Origin of the sequence: Mycobacterium sp. (genome assembly GCF_035603715.1) — a bacterium.
GTDB lineage: Bacteria > Actinomycetota > Actinomycetes > Mycobacteriales > Mycobacteriaceae > Mycobacterium.
On record NZ_DATNJW010000451.1, the window covers coordinates 1 to 2505 of the forward strand.

2 protein-coding genes are annotated in these 2505 nt (G+C 64.4%); both read right to left on the minus strand.

The window, feature by feature from the left end; all coding sequences use genetic code 11:
• Nucleotides 1-959, minus strand: a 959-nt coding sequence (locus VN856_RS18640; RefSeq protein WP_325691688.1) for an aromatic ring-hydroxylating dioxygenase subunit alpha, incomplete at its 3' end; no start/stop codon positions are given.
• An 18-nt stretch (nucleotides 960-977) separates the two neighbouring features.
• On the minus strand, nucleotides 978-2505 hold a 1528-nt coding region (locus tag VN856_RS18645; RefSeq protein ID WP_325691690.1), incomplete at its 5' end, for an acyl-CoA synthetase.

The following is a 2505-nucleotide window of genomic DNA, read 5'->3' on the forward strand; positions in this document are numbered from 1 at the left end:
AAGCCGATCGCATCGGTAATTCCCCGGCGGACGAGGTCGTTCAGGTCGGGCATCTCGCTTCCCCGCGCCCGATGCCAGGCCACTACCGCGTCATTGAGCGCGTCGCGCCAACCGGCCAGCGCCTCAGCCGGATCGGACGGCAGCGTGATGGTCTGCATCCCCTCGGCGATGCGGATGTCGTTCTCATGGGTCATGCCACCCATGCCGTCGCCCAGCGTGCGCATGAAGTAGAGACTGCTCGCGACGACCGGGTGTACCGCTTCGGACGGGGTGCCGGTCTGCGCCGTCGGCAGCAACTGCGGATGCGTCTGCGGGACGTGATAGCCCTCCATGAACGCGGCCGTCGCCAGCTTCCAGTTCACCGGCAGTCGGCAGGATTGCCACCATTCGACGCGCAGCGATTCGACTTTCCACGCGTCGTAGATCGATGCGAAGGGTTCCATCCAGTCGCGTAGCGGCGGAGCGTTGTCGTCGAGGTTGATCCACACGCATCCGCCCCAGAGTTCGCATTTGACCGAGACGAGCTGCAGGTCGTCAGCGGACATGTTCTCCTCGGCGAAGGCCTCGGGTCGCAATACGAACGTGTTGCGACCGTCGATCCCCCAGCACCAGCCGTGGAACGGGCAGACGAAGGTCCGCCGGGCCCCAGGAAGAGAGCCGTTGCCCTCGACCAGCTTTACGCCGCGGTGGCGGCAGGCGTTGTGGTAGGCGCGCACGGTGTCGGCATCGACTCGCACGACGATGATCGACTGGTCCAGGATCTCGTATTCGACGAAGTCGCCTGGCTTGGGGATCTCCTCGAGTCGACACGCCATCTGCCACACCCGCGGCCAGAACAGCTCGGCTTCCATGGCGTAGAAGTCGGGGTCATAGTAGCGCTGCTTGGGAATCCGGTCCGGGCTCTCAACAGCCAACGGCACCGGCAGCGGTGTCCAGTTCACGTCAGTTCGCGAGTTCATCCGATTATCCTTGTCAGCTCATACGATCCGTGAAGCGCGCCCTTGCCAGAAGCGTTCGCGGATCCGTCTCTTGTAGAGCTTCCCGTTCGGGTCGCGCGGCAGCTCGGCATCGAATTCGATTGTGCGCGGACATTTATAGCCTGCGAGGTGTGTTCGGCAATACTCGATCAGCTCGGCTTCCAGCTCGGGTCCGGCGGCGACGTGGTCGATCGGCTGGACAACGGCCTTCACCTCTTCGCCGAACTCTTCGTTCGGCACGCCGAACACCGCCGCGTCAACGAGCTTGGGGTGCATCACCAGCAGGTTCTCCGCTTCTTGCGGGTAGATGTTCACCCCGCCGGAGACGACCATGAACGTCGATCGGTCGGTAAGGTAGAGGTAGCCGTCGTCGTCGACGTAACCCATGTCCCCCAGTGAACGCCAGCCGTGCTCGTTGAAGACGGAGGCGGTCTTGGCGGGATCCTTGAAGTATTCGAACTTCGGCCCGCCTTCGAAGTAGAGCTCACCGGTCTGCCCGACCGGGAGTTCTTCTCCGTCGTCGCCGACCACATGCACTGGGGACATCGGTATTCCGACCGAGCCGGGGTGGGCCAGCCACTCTTCCGGGCCGATAGTGGTGCCCGCGAATCCTTCAGTCCCCCCATAGTATTCGTGGATGATCGGGCCGAACCAGTTCATCATCTGGTGCTTGACGTCCACCGGGCATGGCGCGGCCGCGTGGATGACGCATCGCAGGCTGGAGACGTCGTATTGCCGGCGGACGGCCTCGGGCAGTTTCAGCATCCGCACGAACATCGTCGGGACGAACTGAGCGTGCGTCACCCGGTGCTTCTCGATCAAGCGCAGCACGTCTTCGGCGTCGAACTTGCGCATGATGATTGCCGCAGCGCCAACACGATTGACCGCCATCGTGTAGTTCACTCCGGCGGCGTGGTACATCGGTGCCGGTGAAAGGTACACGTTCTCCGCGCTCATGCCGTATTTGTGGATCAGCGCCATCTCGAGGACCGACTGCGCCCATGAGCCGTTGCCGTCGGTCGGAAGTGGCCGCCGAACGGCCTTGGGCCGTCCGGTGGTGCCCGACGAGTACAGCATCTCCGACCCGTCTGTCACCGGCGGCGGATCCTCGGCAGCGGCCATGGCGTCGTCGTAGGACTGCCAGCCGGGCAGGTTTCCGCCGACCGCGATGCGGACCTCGACGGCGGCATTCGCGCTACACAGATGCGCGGCCAGGTCGCCCATCGACGCGTCGACGAACACCGCCCTCGCGTCGGAGTCATCGATCACATAGGCGACTTCGTCGGGCGTGAAATGGGTATTCACCGCGGTGTAGTAGAGCCCGGAAAGCTGGCAGCCCCAGGTGATTTCGAAGAACTCCGGCCGGTTCGGCAGCACCAGCGCCACGCCGTCGCCGGGGCGCAGCCCCGCACCGTGCAGCGCCGCGGCGACCCGTTGGCTTCTCGACTGCAGCTCACCGAAGGACATCACCCCACCGTCGGACAGGATCAGCGCCGGTGACTGGCCGGCGCTGATCGCGTGATCGACG